This window comes from Aquirufa sp. OSTEICH-129A, from assembly GCF_054558355.1.
In genome coordinates this window covers 575,814-593,466 of the sequence record NZ_JBPXKC010000002.1, presented here as the reverse complement: position 1 = coordinate 593,466, position 17,653 = coordinate 575,814, and the positions used below count along the sequence as shown (strand labels likewise).

General features: G+C 39.1%; 16 protein-coding genes, 2 tRNA genes and 2 rRNA genes. 9 read left to right on the top strand and 11 right to left on the bottom strand.

Annotated elements, in window-relative coordinates; translation table 11 throughout:
• The first annotated feature begins 50 nt into the window (after positions 1-50).
• From SKC36_RS06560 to rrf, 3 genes are all read left to right on the top strand, one after another.
• A tRNA-Ala gene (locus tag SKC36_RS06560) sits at positions 51-127 on the top strand.
• A 172-nt stretch (positions 128-299) separates the two neighbouring features.
• A 23S ribosomal RNA gene (locus tag SKC36_RS06555) occupies positions 300-3,130 on the top strand.
• A 66-nt stretch (positions 3,131-3,196) separates the two neighbouring features.
• A 5S ribosomal RNA gene (gene rrf / locus SKC36_RS06550) occupies positions 3,197-3,308 on the top strand.
• A 174-nt stretch (positions 3,309-3,482) separates the two neighbouring features.
• Here rrf and SKC36_RS06545 read toward each other — a convergent pair.
• Positions 3,483-3,752, bottom strand: a complete 270-nt coding sequence (locus tag SKC36_RS06545) for a four helix bundle protein (RefSeq protein WP_459465259.1) — start codon at positions 3,750-3,752, stop codon at positions 3,483-3,485.
• 639 nt (positions 3,753-4,391) lie between these two features.
• Between SKC36_RS06545 and SKC36_RS06540 the strand changes: the two genes are divergently transcribed.
• The 6 genes from SKC36_RS06540 to SKC36_RS06515 all read left to right on the top strand — a co-directional run bounded on the left by SKC36_RS06540 (position 4,392) and on the right by SKC36_RS06515 (position 9,654).
• A complete protein-coding gene (locus SKC36_RS06540; RefSeq protein WP_459454005.1) occupies positions 4,392-4,943 on the top strand; it encodes a hypothetical protein in 552 nt (183 codons plus the stop codon).
• 16 nt (positions 4,944-4,959) lie between these two features.
• The gene (locus SKC36_RS06535) at positions 4,960-5,361 is read left to right on the top strand and encodes a MerC domain-containing protein (protein ID WP_459454006.1); all 402 of its coding nucleotides are present in this window, start codon (positions 4,960-4,962) and stop codon (positions 5,359-5,361) included.
• Between the two features lie 58 nt (positions 5,362-5,419).
• Positions 5,420-6,874, top strand: coding sequence for an Asp-tRNA(Asn)/Glu-tRNA(Gln) amidotransferase subunit GatB (gene gatB / locus SKC36_RS06530; protein ID WP_459465257.1), 1,455 nt, complete (start codon positions 5,420-5,422; stop codon positions 6,872-6,874).
• 9 nt (positions 6,875-6,883) lie between these two features.
• Positions 6,884-7,996, top strand: coding sequence for a peroxiredoxin family protein (locus SKC36_RS06525; RefSeq protein ID WP_459465255.1), 1,113 nt, complete (start codon positions 6,884-6,886; stop codon positions 7,994-7,996).
• A 3-nt stretch (positions 7,997-7,999) separates the two neighbouring features.
• Positions 8,000-8,800 carry a pyrroline-5-carboxylate reductase gene (proC, locus tag SKC36_RS06520; RefSeq protein WP_459454009.1) on the top strand — a complete coding sequence of 267 codons (801 nt, stop codon included), beginning with the start codon at positions 8,000-8,002 and terminating at the stop codon, positions 8,798-8,800.
• Positions 8,801-8,928: 128 nt separating this feature from the next.
• Positions 8,929-9,654 (top strand): hypothetical protein, encoded by a 726-nt coding sequence (locus tag SKC36_RS06515; RefSeq protein ID WP_459454010.1) that lies wholly within the window; start codon positions 8,929-8,931, stop codon positions 9,652-9,654.
• Between the two features lie 3 nt (positions 9,655-9,657).
• Here SKC36_RS06515 and mutL read toward each other — a convergent pair whose 3' ends face one another.
• The 10 genes from mutL to tuf form a co-directional block, all read right to left on the bottom strand.
• Positions 9,658-11,505, bottom strand: coding sequence for a DNA mismatch repair endonuclease MutL (gene mutL / locus SKC36_RS06510; protein WP_459454011.1), 1,848 nt, complete (start codon positions 11,503-11,505; stop codon positions 9,658-9,660).
• Positions 11,506-11,599: 94 nt separating this feature from the next.
• On the bottom strand, positions 11,600-11,986 hold the full coding sequence (gene rplL / locus SKC36_RS06505) for a 50S ribosomal protein L7/L12 (RefSeq protein WP_166229839.1): 387 nt from the start codon (positions 11,984-11,986) through the stop codon (positions 11,600-11,602).
• Positions 11,987-12,053: 67 nt separating this feature from the next.
• On the bottom strand, positions 12,054-12,587 hold the full coding sequence (gene rplJ, locus SKC36_RS06500) for a 50S ribosomal protein L10 (RefSeq protein ID WP_130924445.1): 534 nt from the start codon (positions 12,585-12,587) through the stop codon (positions 12,054-12,056).
• 2 nt (positions 12,588-12,589) lie between these two features.
• A complete protein-coding gene (gene rplA / locus SKC36_RS06495) occupies positions 12,590-13,288 on the bottom strand; it encodes a 50S ribosomal protein L1 (RefSeq protein WP_459465253.1) in 699 nt (232 codons plus the stop codon).
• Between the two features lie 38 nt (positions 13,289-13,326).
• Positions 13,327-13,764, bottom strand: a complete 438-nt coding sequence (gene rplK, locus SKC36_RS06490; RefSeq protein WP_109321960.1) for a 50S ribosomal protein L11 — start codon at positions 13,762-13,764, stop codon at positions 13,327-13,329.
• 756 nt (positions 13,765-14,520) lie between these two features.
• Positions 14,521-15,117 (bottom strand): transcription termination/antitermination protein NusG, encoded by a 597-nt coding sequence (gene nusG, locus SKC36_RS06485; RefSeq protein ID WP_109321962.1) that lies wholly within the window; start codon positions 15,115-15,117, stop codon positions 14,521-14,523.
• Between the two features lie 35 nt (positions 15,118-15,152).
• Complete coding sequence (gene secE, locus SKC36_RS06480; RefSeq protein WP_459454012.1) at positions 15,153-15,344, bottom strand: preprotein translocase subunit SecE; 192 nt, start codon at positions 15,342-15,344, stop codon at positions 15,153-15,155.
• Between the two features lie 35 nt (positions 15,345-15,379).
• Positions 15,380-15,453, bottom strand: a tRNA-Trp gene (locus tag SKC36_RS06475).
• Between the two features lie 61 nt (positions 15,454-15,514).
• A complete protein-coding gene (locus SKC36_RS06470) occupies positions 15,515-16,261 on the bottom strand; it encodes an NIPSNAP family protein (RefSeq protein WP_459465251.1) in 747 nt (248 codons plus the stop codon).
• Positions 16,262-16,397: 136 nt separating this feature from the next.
• A complete protein-coding gene (tuf, locus tag SKC36_RS06465; protein WP_109321965.1) occupies positions 16,398-17,585 on the bottom strand; it encodes an elongation factor Tu in 1,188 nt (395 codons plus the stop codon).
• Positions 17,586-17,653 lie beyond the last annotated feature (68 nt).

The window sequence follows — 17,653 nt, the reverse complement described above, 5'->3', positions numbered from 1 at the left end:
CTAACGAGTCTAATGAATGAAGAGATTAACATTAAAACCCAATTAAAATTGGGGGATTAGCTCAGCTGGCTAGAGCACCTGCCTTGCACGCAGGGGGTCAACGGTTCGAATCCGTTATTCTCCACCAATTAATTATCCTCCCTCCTACTTCAACGGAAGTAGAACATAAGGGAAACGATGTAGACCAAATGAATTTATTCATGGAAGTTTACACAAGGTTCTTTGACATATTGTGAGAATAAAGTAAAGAGTAAGAGCAAAAATAGATAGCGATTGCCTTCGGGCATGAAGATATTAGAGAGTAAGTGAAATAAGGGCGTATGGGGGATGCCTAGGCTCTTGGAGGCGACGAAGGACGTGTTAAGCTGCGATAAGCTTCGGGGAGGTGCACAAGACCATTAATCCGAAGATTTCCGAATGGGGCAACCCACTAGATTGAAGATCTAGTATTCTATTTAAATAGAAGGCAAACCTGCTGAACTGAAACATCTAAGTAAGCAGAGGAAGAGAAAACAAAAGTGATTCCGTAAGTAGTGGCGAGCGAACGCGGATTAGCCCAAACCAGTGTTGTTGCGGCAAGACTGGGGTTGTAGGACTTCGATATCGATGATATAAATGAACGAGAACTGTCTGGGAAGGCGGGCCGTAGAAGGTGAGAGCCCTGTATTGGTAAGTTTATGTTATTGTAGGAGTATCCTGAGTAGGGGGGGACTGGAGAAATCCCCTTTGAATCTGCCGGCACCATCCGGTAAGGCTAAATACTACCAAGAGACCGATAGTGAACGAGTACTGTGAAGGAAAGGTGAAAAGTACCCTGAGTAAGGGGGTGAAAAGACCCTGAAACCATACGCTTACAAGCGGTCGGAGCCCTTTCGTGGGGTGACGGCGTGCCTTTTGCATAATGAGCCTACGAGTTACTTTCACTGGCGAGGTTAATCACATAGATGTGAGCAGCCGGAGCGAAAGCGAGTCTGAATAGGGCGCTTAGTCAGTGGGAGTAGACGCGAAACTTTGTGATCTACCCATGAGCAGGTTGAAGCTCCGGTAAAACGGAGTGGAGGACCGAACCAGTTTACGTTGAAAAGTATTTGGATGACTTGTGGGTAGGGGTGAAAGGCCAATCAAACTGAGAAATAGCTCGTACTCCCCGAAATGTTTTTAGGAACAGCCTCGGGGTCAAGTTTTAAGCAGGTAAAGCTACCGATAGGACTAGGGGGAGTCAAATCCTACCAAATCCTGACGAACTCTGAATGGCTTAAAATATACCCGGGAGTGAGGGTTGGGGTGCTAAGGTCCCAATCCGAGAGGGAAAGAACCCAGACCAACAGCTAAGGTCCCAAAATCTTTACTAAGTTGAACTAAGGAAGTCTGATTGCAGTGACAGCCAGGATGTTAGCTTGGAAGCAGCTATTCATTTAAAGAGTGCGTAACAGCTCACTGGTCGAGCGAGGCGGGCATCGATAATAAACGGGCATCAAGTAAAGTACCGAAGCTTTGGATTATATTTATATACTGGTAGGGGAGCATTCTGATTGCGGCGAAGGTTGAGCGACAAGCTTGGCTGGAGCGATCAGAAAAGCAAATGTAGGCATGAGTAACGATAATGAGGGCGAGAAACCCTCACGCCGAAAGACTAAGGTTTCCTCAGCTATGCTAATCAACTGAGGGTTAGTCGGGGGCTAAGGGTCTAGCGAGAGCGACAACCTAATGCACAACAGGTTAATATTCCTGTACTTACTTATTGGGCAAATAGATGACGGAGAGAATGGGTTACCAGATACTGACGGAATAGTGTCTTTGAGAGGCGGCAGCAATGCCAAAACGAGTGTAGCGAGTGATCTTCCAAGAAAAGTCTAGGCGTGTATAACTAATAAGTAACCCGTACCGTAAACCGACACAGGTGGTCGAGAAGAATATTCTAAGGCGCTCGAGTGAATCACGGCTAAGGAACTCGGCAAATTAACCCTGTAACTTCGGGATAAAGGGAGCCTCGAGTAATCGAGGCCGCAGAGAAATGGCCCAGGCGACTGTTTAACAAAAACACATGGCTTTGCAAAATCGAAAGATGACGTATAAGGCCTGACACCTGCCCGGTGCTGGAAGGTTAAGGGGGGATGTTAGCTGCAAGGCGAAGCATTGAACTGAAGCCCCAGTAAACGGCGGCCGTAACTATAACGGTCCTAAGGTAGCGAAATTCCTTGTCGGGTAAGTTCCGACCTGCACGAATGGTGTAACGATCTGGGCACTGTCTCAGCCGTGAGCTCGGTGAAATTGTAGTAACGGTGAAGATGCCGTTTACCCGCAACGGGACGGAAAGACCCCATGAACCTTTACTATAGCTTAGCATTGAGTTTTGGTACTGGATGTGTAGGATAGGTGGGAGGCTGTGAGCCGGTGTCGCTAGGCATCGGGGAGCCAACGTTGAAATACCACCCTTCTTGTACTGGAATTCTAATCCCTGAATGGGAGACATTGCTTGGTGGGTAGTTTGACTGGGGTGGTCGCCTCCAAAAGAGTAACGGAGGCTTTCAAAGGTTCCCTCAGCACGCTTGGTAACCGTGCGTAGAGTGCAATAGCAAAAGGGAGCTTGACTGTGAGACCGACAAGTCGATCAGGTACGAAAGTAGGATATAGTGATCCGGTGGTTTAGTATGGAACAGCCATCGCTCAAAGGATAAAAGGTACTCTGGGGATAACAGGCTGATCTCCCCCAAGAGCTCACATCGACGGGGAGGTTTGGCACCTCGATGTCGGCTCGTCACATCCTGGGGCTGGAGAAGGTCCCAAGGGTTCGGCTGTTCGCCGATTAAAGTGGCACGCGAGCTGGGTTCAGAACGTCGTGAGACAGTTCGGTCCCTATCTGTTGTGGGCGTAGGAATATTGACAGGTTCTGACTTTAGTACGAGAGGACCGAGTTGGACTGACCGCTGGTATATCAGTTGTTCTGCCAAGGGCATAGCTGAGTAGCCACGTCGGGACCAGATAAGCGCTGAAAGCATCTAAGTGCGAAACTGACCTGAAGATGAGTATTCCATGAAGGGTCCGTGTAGACGACACGGTCGATAGGCTACAGATGTAAAGGCAGTAATGTCAAAGTCGAGTAGTACTAATTACCCGAAAGCTTACTTTTATAAAAAAATGCAACGACTGTTTATTTTATCTCACAATATGGAAAAAGGCTAAGCCTTGCAAGATTTATGGAGCCGATAGGACGGGTGTTCACCTCTTCCCATCTCGAACAGAGAAGTTAAGCCCCGCACCGCTGATGATACTGGGATCAAACCCGGGAAAGTAAGTAAGCTCCAAGTTATTATTATCAAGCCCGCTAGATTCTAGTGGGCTTTTTTTATGCCAGACAGGAATGAAGAATGTAGAATGAAGAATGAAGAATGAAGAATGTAGAATTAGTGGTATAAATGGCTAGATTTCAAAATACTACCAATAATTTTAAGCAGCTCGTCTAATCTAATTTGTAATTCCTCTTATTGATAAATATTCGACTCCCTTAAAAGTCTTATCCAATATCCTGTTTCCCTAACCTCTTTATACGCAATATGCATTTTCGCATAAAAATCCCTCCTAGAGGACCCTCCTACCGCCTCTTCCACATTTGCCCCAATGGATGTTCCTGATCTTAAAATTTGCTTACTTAACACATATTCTTTTTTATCTAGTTGAATTTGCCGAACAATTCTTATAACTAATAAAGCAAACTGAAAACTTTTAATTTGAATGATATTGTCAGATTTCATCTGTTTTTTCTTCAAATATCTACTAAACCTTACTAAATAAAATCTACTTTATTGATATTTACTACCAAAATCCTTATAATCACTATCCCTTACCATTCTACATTCTTCATTCTACATTCTACATTCTTCATTCAAAGGTTAATCCCAACGAAAAATGGGAACGAAGCATGAGCGAAGCGGCAGGCGCATTTTTGACCGAGTGCGAATAGTTTAGCCCTGCGTCAAAAATTAAAGCCGTATGCGGAGTGATCATCGGTTCCGCAAAGCGGAATTCGTCTTAGGATTAACCGTATTTTAAACTAAGTTTTTTTGTTTCTTTTTTTCTCCCAAAAAAAAATACCTTGACATTAGATATAAAGAAGCGTTTAATTTAAACTGTAAAAATAGAATTACAAATTCTAATTATCTATTATTCGACATGACCCTACGGAACATGTCGAACAGCCAGTTTTCGATTTTAACCTTTAAAATGGAATTACAAATTCCAATAATCTATTATTCGACATGACTCTGCGGAACATGTCGAACAGCTAATTTTTTTTCTCCAATAATAGAAATTCCTTGATAATTATTTTGCAACACTGTTGCATTGATTATTTTTCTTTTTATCTTTGCAACACTATTGCAAACTAATAACTTATGAATCGTCTAATTTATTCCGTTTTCTTTTTGAGTTTGACCTTATTGTCCTGTAAAAAAGATCCAGAAGTAGAACCTACCGATGATAATGAACTTATCACTACGGTGGATCTGGAGTTTACTAATAGTAAGAATGTCACCAAGACTTTCTCATTCCAAGATTTGGATGCTAATTCCATTACTCCTCCCGATAAGTTTGAATCCATTGTGCTAGATGCCAATGAAAGCTACGAAATGGAGGTGAAAGTTTATGATGAATCTAAAAAAACAAAGGTTGATGTTACCGAAAAAATTAAAGAAGACGCAGAAGCTCATTTATTTGTGTTTAAAGTAACTCCGGCCTCTTTATTTTCGGTCAAAGCAAAGGATAAGGATAAAAATAATTTACCACTGGGCTTGAAAAATACAGGTAAAACTCAAGGCAAAGGAATTGGTAAGCTTCATGTAATTCTAAAACACCAGCCACCAGCCAATGGAAAACGGACAAAAACTGGTGACGAAGAAATTGGTTCTACCGATATAGACCTAGAGTTTAAACTTGAAGTTAAATAATTAGGAAAATATCTAAATGTATAAAAGGTACAAACATTTATTGCCAGTAGAGAAAATGGGATTGTTTTTTTCAATCGCCTGTGCCATTCATTGTTTGACACTTCCCATCTTTTTGTTTTTTGCCCCATACATTGCTAGTAGCTTTGCCTTTACTTCTACTTTTGAATGGATTTTGGTCTCTACCAGTTTCTTGTTGGCCTTAATACTTCTCTTTCAAGATTACAAAAGACATCGTAAGCCCTTACCCATGATTTATTTGGGTTTAGCGGTTTTGGTAAAACTGATTGAAGTTTTATGGGCTAAAAACTCCTTTGACTGGGCTTTCGGTCTGTTATTAGGGGTGTTTATTTCAATCGCTTATTGGGTAAATTATCAACATAAGGTCGCCTGTACGTGTAAAATCAAGCACCAAGCCTAGCTTTCCTGTCCTTTTTTGTATCTTTACAGACTATTGATGACCTAATTATTTCAAATCTGTGAGTACATTTCAATCGGCTACTTATCAACCAGTTATCGGACTTGAAATCCATGCACAATTGCAAACGGATTCCAAAATATTTGCCCATGACGCAGTCCGCTTTGGTTGGGAGGCTAATACCTTAATATCCCCTATTAGTTTGGGTCATCCTGGCACTTTGCCATTTTTAAATAAAAAAGTAGTGGAATATGCCATTAAAATGGGAATCGCTATTGGTTCTGAAATTAATGAATGGCAATATTTTGATCGTAAAAATTATTTTTACCCAGATCTTCCAAAAGGGTATCAAATTACTCAAGATAAGACACCTATTTGTATAGGCGGGAAAATAAAAGTCAAATTAAAAACGGAAGAAAAATACATTTCTTTTCATCATATTCATTTAGAAGAAGATGCTGGGAAATCGATGCATGAAGGGGATAATCCATTTAGTTTCATTGATTACAATCGAGCAGGAACACCTTTAATAGAAATGGTTACTGACCCAACTTTGCATTCCTCTGATGAAGCCTTTGCTCTTGTCTCTGAAGTACGAAAATTAGTTCGCTATCTAGGGATTTGCGATGGAAACATGGAAGAAGGATCTTTACGCGCTGATGTCAATATTTCTTTGAGACCTATTGGTACGACTACACTGGGTACCAAAGTGGAAATCAAGAATATGAATTCCATTCGAAATATCCAACGCGCCATAGAATATGAATGCAGTCGTCAAGCGGCTATGTTAGATGCTGGTGAAACCATCATTCAGGAAACACGGACTTTTGATGCTCATACGGGAAGAACTTCTAGCATGCGTGTGAAAGAAACCATGAATGACTATCGTTATTTTCCTGAGCCAGATTTAGCACCTTTGCACATCACTCAGGATTGGATCAATGAAATTAAATCGACTATGCCACTTCTCCCATGGGAGCAAGAACTGGAATTGATAGACCTATATGGCTTACCCGCTTATGATGCCCATTTTTTAGCTGATACCAAAGAAATGGCCTTGTATTTTAAAGAAGCTGCTGCTAACACCAAGGCCTATAAAGCATTGTCTAATTGGTTGATGGGTTCTGTAAAATCCCATTTAAATGAAAGTTTATTGCATATCCACGAATTTGAAATAAGCCCTAAAAGTTTAGCAGAAATTGTGGACCTAGTAGAACAAGGCGTCATTACCCATAACTTAGCGGCTCATCAATTATTCCCACTTTGTATTCAAGTAAGGGATAAAAGTCCTAAACAATTGGTAGAAGAAAATGGCTGGTCTTTAGCTAGTAATAATGATGAGCTTACCAATTTTGTTCAAGAGGTCATTAAAGCCTTTCCTGATAAAGTTAAAGAATACCAAAAAGGTAAAAAGGGGTTAATTGCCCTGTTTATTGGGGAAGTAATGAAGAAATCAAAAGGGAAAGCTGACCCAAAATTAGTTAATCAATTAGTTCAGGAAGCTCTGACACAATAATCTACAGCTATGCATCGTATATGTTTATTTGCTTTTATCTTCTTGTCCTTTGCCGTGAAGGCTCAAGAATTTACTATTCAAGTTAAGCTTAAGCAAATTGTACCTCAACGGAAAATTTATTTGGAATTTCTCAATGGTCGAGGACAAGCTGTTAAAATAGATTCGCTAAGTCCAGATCAAAATAATTCTGTCCTATTTCGTGGGAAAGTAAGAGACAATGGCGGCTTTTATTTGATAAATTGCTATGACATAGCCAATCCTCAAAAAATTATGGTGATTTTGGAGGGCAATGAGCAGGTGCAAATTGAAGCAGATGGAGTCAATATTCCTGATAAGCCAGGGACCTATAGCGTAACTGGAGAGTCCATTAATATTAAAATGATGAACCAAGTGATGGCCATTTCAAAAGGTCTAGAAAAAAAAGTCATTGCTTGGAATGCCGAAATTCAAAAAACACCAGCATCTCAAACTCGAATTCAAAAAGAATTTGAAACGGCTCAAAATCTAGCTCTAAACCAAATTAAAGCTTTAATTCCTCAGATGGGTTCTAATTTGGTGGCACTATGGACTACGAATTTCCTTCCAATCGAGTCGGAAATGCAGACTTTAGAATCGATTGCCGAAACGTTTAAAGCGGCAAGACCCAATCACCCGCAAATCAAACCGTTTTTAGAAAATATCAAGCGGCTCAAGGGTGTTCAAGTTGGCTCAGAAGCTCCTGAAATAAGTTTGCCGTCTCCTTCTGGTGAAAAACTAGCTCTCTCATCTTTACGTGGGAAATATGTCTTAATTGATTTTTGGGCAAGTTGGTGCGGCCCTTGTCGGCGAGAAAATCCCAACGTGATAAAAACCTATGCCCGTTTTAAAGATAAGGGTTTTGAGATTTTTGGGGTGAGTTTAGATCAAGATAGAAGTGCATGGTTAAAGGCTATTGAAACTGATCAGCTGACTTGGAAACATGTTTCCGACTTACAGTATTGGAATTCTGTGGCAGCGCAGGCCTATCAAGTTTCTGCTATTCCTATGACATTTATGTTGGATAAAGATGGCAAAATAATGGCAAAAGGCCTTCGTGGAGCTAGTTTAGATCAGTTTTTAGAAGATTTATTTAAAGGAAAATAACATATGAAAATTGCAATCATAGGTTGTGGAAATATGGGGATGGCATTTGCCAACTCATTTATTCAATATAATTTAGTTAAGAAAGAGGACCTTTTGCTTATCGAAAAAAATAAGGAACGAGGAGATATTCTACAAGAACAAAAAGCAGGGGTTGTAGTAGATACCATATCAGATAAAATATCATTAGTTAATTTAGTCATCCTTTCTGTTAAGCCTCAAGACTATCCTTCCGTTTCGGAAGAGTTAAAACAATATTTGCGTCCGAGTCAATTGGTTCTTTCCATTATGGCAGGGATACCCATCAAAAAATTACAGGAAAGTCTATCCTATCCATTAATAATTCGAGCTATGCCTAATACTCCGGCACTATTGGGTATGGGTATGACCGCGTTTGCTTCTGCTCCTGAAGTGGGTTTATCAGATATTCGATTGGCGGAGAATTTAATCAACTCAACAGGCCGTGCCGTATTTTTAGAAGAAGAAAGTCTATTGGATGCGGTGACTGGTTTAAGTGGTAGTGGACCTGCTTATTTCTTTTATTTAATCAAAAACATGATTGATGCAGGCATAGCAATGGGCTTTGATCCTTCCATGGCATCGTTATTAGTTAAACAAACAATGTTAGGCTCTTATCATCTCATGCAAACGAGCGATAAGTCTTTGGATGAATTAATTCAAGCGGTTGCTTCTAAAGGAGGAACTACTGAAGCGGCATTAAAGGCTTTTGCTGAAAAAGAAGTAGGGTTGGGCCTTCAAAAGGGAATATTTGCGGCACGCGACAGAGCTGTGGAGTTGGCTAAATAATTTTAGCTTACATGATTTTATGAATTTAATGCTGTGATATTCATCTATAGGATGATAATTTTAAAAAATTCCGCTTTCTTTAGGGCTTAAATTTATAGTAAAGGGTACTTTTAATTTCAATTTGTTCTATGAGGGTTGTAAAGTACCACATAAAAAAACAGGATATTGATATTCAATCAGACTTGTTTTCAGGCATTTATACTATTTTATCACATACCATTGGTCCTAATCTCAGTCTAGAAGAAGCTTTGGGGGGCTCATTTTGTCGACCGGTTCCTGACGAAGTTTTTGTTTGGAGTTTCATGGTGAAAGACAAGATGGTTGGTTTCTGCTATTTTACCATCTTGACCCATGAAGATTTAGTTATAATTCGATTAACATTATCGGTAGAAAGAAATTACAGGCACATTGTAAAAATGCCTTATCATGATTTTCTTTGGGAGATGATCTTCATAAAATTGAAGAATTTATCCAAAAAAGTGGTATTCTATTCCAATCCCATAAATCCAATTATATATTCGGTTATTCGGGAGTATACCAAAAACTTTTTGCGATATGAAAATAATCTACCTTCTCAAACAGCTATTATTCATAAGATTTATGATCTTTTTGAAATAGAAAGGTTTAGTCGTGTCCGAAAGACTCCATTCAAAATGGAAGAAACTAGTTTGAATTTTGAAACCTTGCGACATAAAAATAAGTATGTCAATGATTTTTTAAACCAAAATCCTGATTACAAGCAAGGAATGGGCTTAATTACTATGGTTCCTGCCACAGTAGCCAATATGATTTATGCGGTGGTTAAAATGGCTAAAAAGCAATTCAATCCCTCGAAAGCTAAATTCAAAAAATAGGTCTTAGTTGAGCAAGTCCATGATTTCTTGAGCAGCTAAAGCTCTACTGATTTGTTCTCCATTGGGGGAGGAGTTGGGATTACTGCTAGCGAATAATTGTTCAACTAAGGCATTCATCTCCTCAGAACTCAATTTTTTTTGTTGGTAACGGATGGCAGACCTATTGGCCATGACTTGGGCTATTTTTTCATTACGGTGTTTACCTAAATCGCTAGCTTCATGTTTTACCTGTTCTAAAATCCCTTCGAGCAGGGATTGGCCGTCTTCCTCTCCTAAACCTGCGGGTATCCCCTTTACCCAATATTTAGTCCCTTCTTCTAGTGCCAATTGAAAACCTAAATAGATGAGGTCTTCTTTGATTTCCTCTAATATTAATTGGTCGGCAGGACTAATGTGTAATAATTTAGGGAAAAGTAATTGTTGAGATGCCCCATTTTTACGCTGCAAATGATCCATAAATTGGTCATATAGAATACGTTGATAAGCCCTTTTTTGATCAATCAAAATGAGACCATTTGACCAGCTTAGGGCTAAGTATTTTTGTAAAATTTGGATGACCTGAAAATTTGTGGAATTAAATGCTGTATTTTCTCTTTGGTTGGCTCTACTCTGGAGAATAGTTTCAGAAGCGTTATTTGAATGTTCAAATAAGGCTGGCTTTACCTGGGGAGCTTGTTGTTCAAATGCCTGAATATTATCTTGTAAACCCTCGTATAATTTTTTCCAGGCATCTTGTACATGTTTATGTGAATTACCCGTACTTGGGGAAAAAGTACTTGTTTTGTTTGATGAGTTTAGATTTGAAGGAACATGAGGAATGTTGAAATTGACATTGGTATCAAAATCCAAGGAAGGAATTAGGTTATGTATGCTTAACGTCTTTCTTACGGCAGCTTGAACAATGGCGTAAATCGACTTTTCGTCGTCAAATTTGATCTCCGTTTTCGTTGGATGAACGTTGATATCAATGTGACTAGGATCGATGCTTAAAAACAAAACATAGAATGGAAATGCACCTTCTGGCAATAATCTTTCATAAGCACTCATCACCGCATGGTTGAGGTAGGCATTTTTAATGAAGCGATCATTGACAAAGAAAAACTGTTCGCCCCGCGTCTTTTTGGCATGTTCTGGTTTTCCCACATAGCCTTTTATGCTGACATAGGAGGTGTCTTCCTCACAAGAGGCTAGTTGTTCTCGATAACCTTTTCCAAATAAATCGACAATTCGTTTACCGAGCTTTTCTGCGGGCAATTGATAGGTTTCTTGTTCATTTTGAACAAAGGAAAAACGAATATTGGGATGAGCAAGGGCTACGTGTTGAAACTCATCAAGAATGTGGCGGATTTCCACAGGATTCGATTTGAGGAAATTTCTCCGTGCGGGGATATTATAGAATAAATTTTTAACCGTAATCGATGTGCCTACAGGATGCTGAATGCTTTCCTGAGTTTTTAGGCTAGAGGCCTCTATTCGAACTAAGGTCCCTAATTCGTCTTGTTCTCTTCTGGTTTTTAATTCAACCTGAGCCACTGATGCTATGGAAGCCATAGCTTCTCCTCGGAAGCCCATGGTTTTGATGCTGAATAAATCTTCAGCTTTTCTAATTTTGGAAGTCGCATGTCTTTCGAAGCACATTCGAGCATCTGTTTCTGACATACCTGTTCCATCATCGATGACCTGAATGACACCTTTGCCTGCATCTTTGATGATGAGTTGGATATAAGTTGCCTGGGCGTCAATGGCATTTTCCATGAGCTCTTTTACCACAGAAGCGGGTCTTTGTACTACTTCTCCGGCAGCAATTTGGTTTGCTATGGCATCGGGAAGTAATTGTATCAAATCACGCATGAGTTAATGTTTTGGTAAAAGGCAATTAGAATTCAAATAAAGCAAAAAAAAGGGAATGTTGCCATCCCCTTTTTTTATAAAATCAGTGTGTGAATTATTTCAATTCAACTTCAGCACCAGCTTCTTCTAAAGATTTTTTCAAACCTTCAGCTTCGTCTTTAGATACACCTTCTTTAACAGCTTTCGGTGCAGCATCAACTACATCTTTAGCTTCTTTCAAACCTAAACCAGTTAAGTCTTTCACTAATTTAACGATAGCTAATTTGTTAGGACCAGCAGCTTTCAAGATCACATCGAAAGATGTTTTCTCAGCAGGAGCATCAGCACCGTCACCAGCACCAGCAGCAGGACCTGCAACTACAACAGCACCAGCAGCAGCTGGCTCAATACCGTACTCATCCTTAAGGATAGCAGCTAATTCATTTACTTCTTTTACAGTTAAGTTCACTAATTGTTCAGCGAACGCTTTTAAATCTGCCATTTTTTGAAAATTTAATTGTTAAGAATTAATTATTTTGTGGGTCTTATGACCCGGTTAAATCTGGTAATTATTCAGGACGCTCTCCTAAAGTCTTTACGATACCAGCTAATTTCTTCTCGCCGCTTGTAAGAGCAGAGATAACGTTTTTAGCAGGCGATTGTAATAGGCCAATAACCTCTCCAATCATCTCGTTTTTCGACTTGATATTCTCAAGTGCTGTTAATTGGTCTTCACCAATATATAAACCACCTTCAATAGAAGCGCCTTTGAATGCAATTTTATCCTTTCCTGCTTCTTTGCGGAAGTCTTTGATCAATTTAGCTGGAACTTTAGCATTTTCTGGGGAGAAAATGATTCCAGACATACCTTTCAATACACCTTCGTTGAATGCAGAATAGTCATTTCCCGTTTTCTCTAATGCTTTTGCAATCAAAGTGTTTTTGAATACTTTGTATTCTAAACCTCTTGAAAAACACATTCTACGGAATTCTGTAGCTTGAGCTACTGTTAAACCGGCTGTACTTGCAATGTAGAAGTACGGAGTTACCGCGAACTTTTCGCTTAACTCATCAATAATCTGATTTTTTTCTTCTCTTGTCATGATTACAATCCAGTTACTGTCGCCTTATCAATAACAATGCCCGGAGACATAGTAGAAGATATATTGATCGATTTAACATATGTACCTTTTGCAGAAGATGGCTTCAATTTGATCAACGTATTAATCACTTCTTGCGCATTTTCAGCAATTTTGCTTGCATCAAATGAAACCTTACCAATAGAGGTATGGATGATACCAGTTTTATCAACTTTAAAGTCAATTTTACCAGCTTTCACTTCATTTACTGCTTTTCCTACTTCCAAAGTTACTGTACCAGACTTTGGATTAGGCATAAGTCCACGTGGACCTAACACACGACCCAAGCGACCTAATTTGGCCATAACCGTAGGCATTGTGATGATTACATCGATATCGGTCCAGCCTCCTTCGATTTTTGAAATATAATCATCTAATCCTACATGGTCAGCGCCGGCTGCTTTTGCTTCCTCGACTTTATCAGGAGTACATAATACGAGAACTCGTACGTCTTTTCCTGTTCCATGAGGTAGGGCAACCACACCACGAACCATTTGGTCGGCTTTGCGGGGATCTACTCCTAAGCGAACATCAATGTCCACAGAGGCGTCGAATTTTGTATAGGAAATTTCCTTCAAAATTTCAGCCGCTTTGCTAAGAGAATACTCTAACGTCGCGTCATATTTTGAAAGGGCTTCCTTTTTTTTCTTCGTAAGTTTTGCCATTACCTTTTTATTAAAATGTTAAATCCTGATTATTAAAATCAGAACGGTTTCTCTCCAGAAACAGTAATACCCATTGATCGGGCCGTTCCAGCAATCATACTCATTGCTGCTTCAATTGTAAAACAGTTTAAATCTGGCATCTTAGTCTCAGCGATTACTCGCACTTGATCCCAAGAAACTGATCCAACTTTTTTCAAGTTTGGCTGAGCCGAACCTGATTTCACCTTAGCTGCTTCTAATAATAAAATAGGTGCAGGAGGAGTTTTTACAACAAAATCAAACGATTTATCTGCGTAATAAGTAATAAGGACCGGCAATACTACGCCGTTTTTATCTTGAGTTCTCGCATTGAACTGCTTACAGAACTCCATGATATTTAATCCTTTCGAACCTAATGCAGGACCGATGGGCGGTGAAGGATTGGCTTGGCCACCTTTGCATTGAAGCTTAACGTAACCAGCTATTTCTTTTGCCATATTAAAACATCGTTTTTAAGTGAATTATTGAGGTTTATCTGCCAATAAGGGTGGAAGCTTCCTTATCTGATGCACCTCGTTTTGATCTTCCAGCGTAACAAACTTTCCAATCCATTCATTCATTTGATAATCAAACAAATAGAATGCCGCTTTTTAAACGGACTGCAAAATTAGGAGATTTATTTGATATACCAAAGCTAATTGTCAATAAATCAATTTAATATTTAAATCCATGTTTCCATTGATTGGGGAGAGCTTGTCGATTTATATATTAATATCGGATTTGCCAGCAAAGGCTAGGTGAGAAATGGATGAGTCACTATCTCCATTATTTTTGATCTAAAATTGGGTCCTAAAACAATAGACATTCGAAATGAGGAAATTAAAATTTAATTTAGGGCTAGGGTAGTTAAAAGGTGGTGTTATTAATCTTTTGAGTAAATATCAAAAAAATAGGGACAGTCCTCCTCTTGTAAATCTATCAAATATTGAAAATGCTATTAGTTGTTTGAAATTCTATTTCGATCAAATTCCAGAGGCCTATTAAAATTTGTCATTTGATAGATTTTATTACTTTGAAAAATTTCAGTTCGAGTATTTTTAATGTAAAAACGCTGGGCAGAATCCGAACTCTTATGATGGAGAAAGTTACCTCGAGTAAGTATTTTTACTCGATAATGGAAACAGTAAATTAATGTTAAAATAATAAACCCCAACCTGATGGCCGGGGTTTATTGAATTATATAAAATAAGGTCTTATTTTTCTACCTGAGAATAATTTAATTCTAAAGGAGTATTTCTGCCGAAAATCTTCACCATTACAGATAATTTCTTGCTGTTTTCGTGAATCTCCTCAACAGTACCTTCAAATGTAGCAAATGGTCCGTCAATAACTCGTACTGTTTCACCTTTGATAAAGGATACAGAAGCAAAATCTTCTACAGCTGCAGATTCATCTACTTTACCTAAAATACGATTAACTTCGGATTGACTCAATGGCATTGGTTTTTTAACAACCACTTTTACCTTTTTAGTTTTTCCTCCTTCAATTTTTGTTTCCTCTACTTCTTCATTCATGGTTTGAAGGAAACCAATAACACCTGGTGTAGAAGTTAAGATGTGACTCACCTCTCCCGCCAAATCCGCTTCAATCATGATATAGCCAGGAAATAGATTTTTCTCACGAATAACCTTTTTTCCTTTTCTGATTTCATAGATTTTTTCAGTGGGAATCAATATTTGAGGAACTGCATCTGCCACGCCTTGACGTGCGATTTCGTTCTCCATATACGTTTTTACTTTTTTCTCTTGTCCTGAAATTGCTCTCAAAACATACCATTTAGTCTCTGCCATGGCTATTTTCGTGTTAAGGATCGGGTTAAGCCCTGTTAAAATGAACTATAAAATAAATCCAATCCAGATTTGAATGCCAAATCAACTAATCCTACCAAGATGGCAAAAATTAGAGAGGCCACTAAAACCAATATAGAACTTGATTGCAGTTCAGAAAATTTAGGCCAAGTAACGTGTTCTGTTACTTCTACCCAAGATTCCTTAATTAATGATGTAAAGTTGCTCATATTTTCACCGATTATTCGGCTTTAAAATTATTACATGGCACGGGCACAAGGATTCGAACCCTGACCAAAGGTTTTGGAGACCTGCATACTACCATTATACTATGCCCGTAGAGGACTGCAAATTTAGGCAAATTTTCCTAATTCGCAAACCTCAGTTTAATTATAAGTTATTACCATTGCGAATATGAGGTAGGTTCTAAGAAACGGCGAACGGTTCTTGAGTGACTATTGGCATATTTTGGGTCATTCGAAATGCGTTTCCATTCTGGATCGGCTGAAAATTTAGCCCAATTTTTATCACGCTCTGCCATGTTTTCAAAGCTTACCATATAACTTAAGCATGGTGTATTTTCTCCTGCTAACACTTCGCCAAAGAATACGCGATGTAAACCTACATTTTCAAATACCTGTAGTTCGGCGTCGTCAAACATGGCTATTTTTCTACGTAAAGCATCTTCATTATAGGATTCATAGGTTCTCCATTCGTAAATTCTACCTTCATTTTTGGTTGGTAAGGTTAAGGCTGGGTGACCCTTAAAGCCTTTGGCCAAATAAGTTGATATTTTTTCAAATAATGGTTTATCCAATCCAACCATGTCAAAGTAGGTTTTGCTGGCTTGCAAATAAGCTTCATCCTTCTCCAAGGCTGCTTTATAACCAGCGTATGATTCTAAGGAAGAAAAAGGAATTGTAACGACCAATATTGCCGGTTCTGGTTTCCCTAAATCTTTAAATACACCCACTTTAGAAACACCATATTTATTTAATGCCGGAATCAAGGCATTCGAAATGTATTTTTCAACAACACCCAAATTACCTCTGAATTTCATTTGGTAGGTTCTTATTTCATAGTATTCTTGGCTGATAGCTAGATGACTTAATAAGATTAGTGATAATAATGTAAGGATCTTTTTCATAGAATAATTTATTTCAAGGTTCATTCGTTTGAGATTTGTCAACTTTCAAAAAGTTGACAAATCTAAGAGAAATTCTATATTTTAGGCAAAAAAAAAGAGCGGGATAAACCGCTCTTTTTCTATATCTAATAAAATATTAGTCTAAGATTTCAGTTACCTGACCAGCACCTACTGTACGACCTCCTTCACGAATCGCGAAACGAAGACCTTTGTCCATAGCTACAGGGTTCAATAATGTAACTTCAATTGTCAAGTTATCACCTGGCATACACATCTCCACACCAGCTGGCAACATGATTTCTCCTGTTACGTCTGTTGTACGGAAATAGAACTGTGGACGATACTTGTTGAAGAATGGAGTGTGACGACCACCTTCCTCTTTTGACAAGATATAAACCTCAGCTTTGAATTTAGTGTGAGGCTTAACTGAACCTGGCTTACAGATAACCATACCACGACGGATATCAGTTTTCTCAATACCACGTAACAATAAACCTACGTTATCTCCAGCTTCTCCACGATCCAAAATCTTACGGAACATCTCAACACCAGTTACAACTGATTTTAAGTTTTCAGCTCCCATACCTAGGATATCTACACCTTCACCTGAGTTGATAACACCTGTCTCGATACGACCTGTTGCTACAGTACCACGACCTGTGATCGAGAATACGTCTTCAACTGGCATCAAGAATGGCTTATCTACGTCACGCTTAGGAAGTGGAATCCAGCTATCTACTGCATCCATTAATGCGTCAATAGTTGCAACCCACTTAGCATCTCCATTCAAACCACCCAAAGCAGAACCTTGGATTACTGGAATGTTATCGCCATCGAATTCATAGAATGAAAGAAGCTCGCGAATCTCCATTTCTACTAATTCTAATAATTCTGGATCATCCACCATATCCACTTTGTTCATGAAAACAACCAATTGAGGTACACCAACTTGGCGTGCCAACAAGATGTGCTCACGAGTTTGTGGCATTGGTCCGTCAGTAGCAGCTACTACTAGGATAGCACCGTCCATTTGGGCAGCACCTGTAACCATGTTTTTCACGTAGTCAGCGTGACCTGGACAGTCAACGTGAGCATAGTGACGGTTAGCTGTTGAATACTCAACGTGAGCAGTGTTGATTGTGATACCACGCTCTTTCTCTTCTGGAGCAGAGTCAATGGAAGAGAAATCTTTCTTCTCAGCTAGACCTTTTTCAGAAAGAACTTTTGTGATAGCAGCAGTCAAGGTAGTTTTACCGTGGTCAACGTGGCCAATAGTACCAATGTTTACGTGGGGTTTACTTCGGTCAAAATTCTCTTTTGCCATGATTATTTAGTTCTTAATTTAGTTATAAAAAGTTTCAAAATGTGCTAATCGAAGCTACTCTTGCGAGT